At 68.5% G+C, this 4,059-nt stretch carries 1 protein-coding gene; it reads left to right on the forward strand.

Translation table 11 applies throughout. The features are described from left to right. Positions 1-4,059 (forward strand): amino acid adenylation domain-containing protein (locus M2283_RS51360; RefSeq protein ID WP_432423263.1); only part of this gene is annotated, 4,059 nt, incomplete at both ends.

The raw sequence follows: 4,059 nt of genomic DNA on the forward strand, positions 1-4,059 counted from the left end.
GCGGACGGACGAGGCTCTGGATGATCTGGTCGGGTTCTTCGTGAACAGTCTGGTCATCCGTGCCGATCTCTCAGGTGATCCGACGTTCGTGGAGACCTTGAGCCGGGTGCGGGAGGCGGGGCTTGGTGCGTTCGCGCATCAGGATGTGCCGTTCGAGCGGCTGGTGGAGGAACTCGCTCCGGTGCGTTCGCTGGCTCGGCATCCGCTGTTCCAGGTGATGTTCACGCTGCAGAACAACGCACGGGCGGTGTTGGACCTGCCCGGCGTGCAGAGCGGCGGGCTGGCTGCGGGAGCCGGTGCGTCCCGTATGGCGTCGGTGAAGTTCGACATGGAGGTGACGGCCACTGAGTTGTACGACGAGCAAGGCGCTCCGAGCGGGCTGCGCGGCTCGGTTGTTGCCGCGGCGGATCTGTTCGACGCGGATTCCGTCGAACGGTTGGCGGACCGGTGGGGACGCATCCTGGAAACCCTCGTCACCGACCCGACCCTTCCGCTGAGCGCGGTCGACATCCTGGACGAGGACGAGCGTCGTCTGGTGGTCGAGCAGTGGAACGACACTGCGGGTGTGGTGCCGGACGCCTTGGTGCCGGAGCAGTTCGCCCGGCGTGCGGCGGCTGATCCCGGCGCGGTTGCGGTGGTGTTCGAGGGTGTGGAGGTGTCGTACGGGGACCTGGACGTCCGGGCGAATCGGCTGGCGCACGTTCTGCGAGCGCGGGGTGTCGGTCCTGAGTCGGTGGTGGGGTTGTGCCTGCCGCGGGGTGTCGACATGGTCGCGGCGATCCTGAGCGTGTGGAAAGCCGGTGCCGCCTACGTCCCACTGGATCCCGAGTATCCGGTCGAGCGGCTGGAGTTCATGGTCGCCGACAGTGGTGCGAAGGTAGTCGTGGGACTGGTCGAACTCACCCAGCACCTGGCCACCCCGGCACTGAATCTCGACGACGCCGGAACCATCGCGGCCCTCGCGCAAGCGCCGTCGACGGCACCCGACATTCACCTGGCCAACGACCAGGCGGCGTATGTGATCTACACGTCGGGGTCGACGGGGCGGCCCAAGGGCGTGCACGCCACACACGGTGGAATGAGGAACGTCGCCACCGCGCTGCGCCCGCTGCTGGGTGCTGGGCCCGGAGTACGCGTTCTTCAGTTCGCGTCGTTCAGTTTCGACGCCTCGGTGCTGGACGTGGCCGCGACACTGACGGCCGGGGGCACTCTTGTTGTGGCCGGGGCCGCCGATCGTGCTGATGCCCAGCAACTGGGGCGGCTGATACGGGAGTCGGGCGTGCGGACGGCCAGCGTGGTGCCGTCCCTGCTGGCGGTACTGGAACCGGCGGACTTGGCCGACGTGACCACCCTGCGGGTGGGTGCCGAACCGTTGTCGGCGGCCCAGGCGGAGGTGTGGAACGAAGGCCGTCGCCTGATCAATTCCTACGGTCCGACCGAATCGACCGTGATCGTCACGGCCGGTCCGGTGGACGATGAGCCGAGCCCGGTGGTTCCGATGGGCCCGCCGATCGCCAACACCAGGCTGTTCGTGCTCGATGAACATCTCGCGCCCGTGCCCGTCGGGACGGTTGGCGAGCTGTACATCGCCGGCGACCAAGTGGCCCGCGGGTACATCGGCCGCAGCGCCCTCACGGCGGAAAGGTTCGTCGCGTGCCCGTTCGGCCCGACGGGAGGCCGAATGTACCGATCCGGAGACCGGGCTCGCTGGACTGCCGATGGGCAGTTGGTGTTCGCGGGGCGTGCGGATGAGCAGGTGAAGATCCGCGGGTTCCGGGTGGAACCGGGCGAGGTGCGGGCGGTGCTGGAGACCCACCCGGAGATCGCCCAGGCGGCGGTGATCGCGCGCGAGGACATGCCGGGTGACGTACGTCTGGTCGCCTACGTGGTGCGGTCGGGCGACAGCACGGAATTCGAACTGCAAGTGAGAGCAAGGGAGTTCACGGCCGAGCGGCTGCCGCACTACATGGTGCCATCGGCGATCGTCGTCCTCGACGCGTTGCCGTTGACGGTGAACCGGAAGGTGGACCGCAAGGCGCTGCCAGTTCCCGAGTACGCGCAGAGCGCGGGCCGAGGGCCTGCCACCGTGCAGGAAGAACTCCTGTGTGCCGCGTTCGCCGAGGTGCTCGGGCTCGACAGCGTCGGCGTGCACGACGACTTCTTCGCCCTCGGCGGGCACTCGCTGCTGGCCACCCGGCTCATCAGCCGGGTGCGGACGGTGCTGGGCACGGAGGTGCCGCTCCGGGCCTTGTTCGAGGCGCCGACGCCGGCCGGCCTAGCCACCCGGCTCGGCGGCGCCACGGGGAGCCGGACCGCGTTGGTGGCCGGGGAGCGGCCGGAGCGGGTTCCCCTGTCGTACGCGCAGCGCAGGCTGTGGTTCATCGCGCAGTTGGAGGGCCCGAGCCCTACGTACAACATGCCGACCGTGCTTCGCCTGAGCGGTCAGGTGGACCGGGCGGCGCTGGCCGCGGCCCTGCGCGACGTGCTGGACCGGCACGAGGTGCTGCGAACGATCCTCGCGACCTCCGACGGCGAGCCGTACCAGCGCATCCTCGACCCCTCGGAACTGTCCTGGGATCTGAACATCGTCGATCTGGCCGACTCCGACAAGCCGACGGACATGACGAGCGCGGTCGCCGCAGCTACGGCCTACGAGTTCGACCTCGCGAACGAAGTGCCCATCCGGGCATGGCTGTTCGTAGAGGACGTAGAGGACGTAGAGGGCCAGGGCGAGCATGTGCTCGTCCTGGTGGTGCACCACATCGCCAGTGACGGCTGGTCGAACGGCCCGTTGGCCCGGGACGTGTCCACGGCCTACGAGGCACGCCGTACGGGCAGTGCGCCGCAGTGGGCTCCCTTGCCGGTGCAGTACGCGGACTACACCGTGTGGCAGCGGGAGTTGCTCGGCGACGAGAAGGACCCTGAGAGTGTCCTGTCCCGGCAGGTCGCATACTGGCGTGACGAACTCGAAGGCGCCCCCGAGGAGTTGGGGCTTCCCTTCGACCGGCCGCGCCCGGCGGTGCCCACCCACCGGGGCCACGGCGTGAAGTGGAGCCTGCCGGCCGAGTCGCACCAGAGGCTGCGCGAACTGGCACGACAGCGGGGCGTAACCCTGTTCATGCTGTTCCAGGCGGGCCTGGCCGTGACGCTGAACCGGCTTGGTGCCGGCTCCGACATCCCGATCGGGAGCGCGATCGCCGGGCGGACGGATGAGGCCCTGGACGACCTGGTGGGCTGCTTCGTCAATACGCTGGTGATCCGGAGCGATCTGTCCGGGGACCCGACCTTCGCTGAACTCCTTGAGCAGGTAAGGGAGAAGGGGCTACGTGCCTTCGCGCACCAGGACGTTCCGTTCGAGCGCCTGGTCGAGGAACTGGCCCCTGCCCGATCGCTCGCCCGCCAGCCCCTGTTCCAGGTCATGCTGACCTTCCAGGACACCGTCGAGGTGCCCGAAGCGAGGACCAAGAGCAAGACAAAGAAGAAGGCGGAGACTGGATCCGGCCCGGCGCCGATGGCCGAGGTCGGCGCGAAGTTCGACCTCACCGTGTTCGTGGGGGAGAACTTCGACGACCAAGGCAGCGCGGCCGGTCTTGGCGGCATGGTCACGGGCGCGGCGGATCTGTTCGAGGCCGACACGGTCGAACGATTCGTCGGCTCCCTCGTACGAGTGCTGTCAGCCCTCGCCGAGGACCCACAGGCACCGATTTCCTCGATGGATGTCCTGGACCCGGTTGAGCGTCGTCGGGTTGTTGAGGTGTGGAATGAGACGGCTGACGGGGTGGCGCCCGTTGGGGTTGTTGAGTTGTTCGGTGGGCAGGTCGTGCGGGCGCCGGAGGCTGTCGCGGTGGTGTCCGGTGGTGTGTCGGTGTCGTATGCGGAGTTGGATGCGCGGGCGAATCGGTTGGCGCATTTCCTGCGGGTGCAGGGTGTGGGTGTGGAGTCGGTGGTGGGGTTGTGTCTGCCGCGGGGTGTCGACATGGTTGCGGCGATTTTGGGTGTGTGGCGGGCGGGGGCGGCGTATGTGCCGTTGGATCCGGGTCTGCCGGCGGAGCGGATTGC

It is taken from the genome of Streptomyces pseudovenezuelae (genome assembly GCF_029892565.1).
GTDB classification, from domain to species: Bacteria; Actinomycetota; Actinomycetes; order Streptomycetales; family Streptomycetaceae; genus Streptomyces; species Streptomyces pseudovenezuelae_A.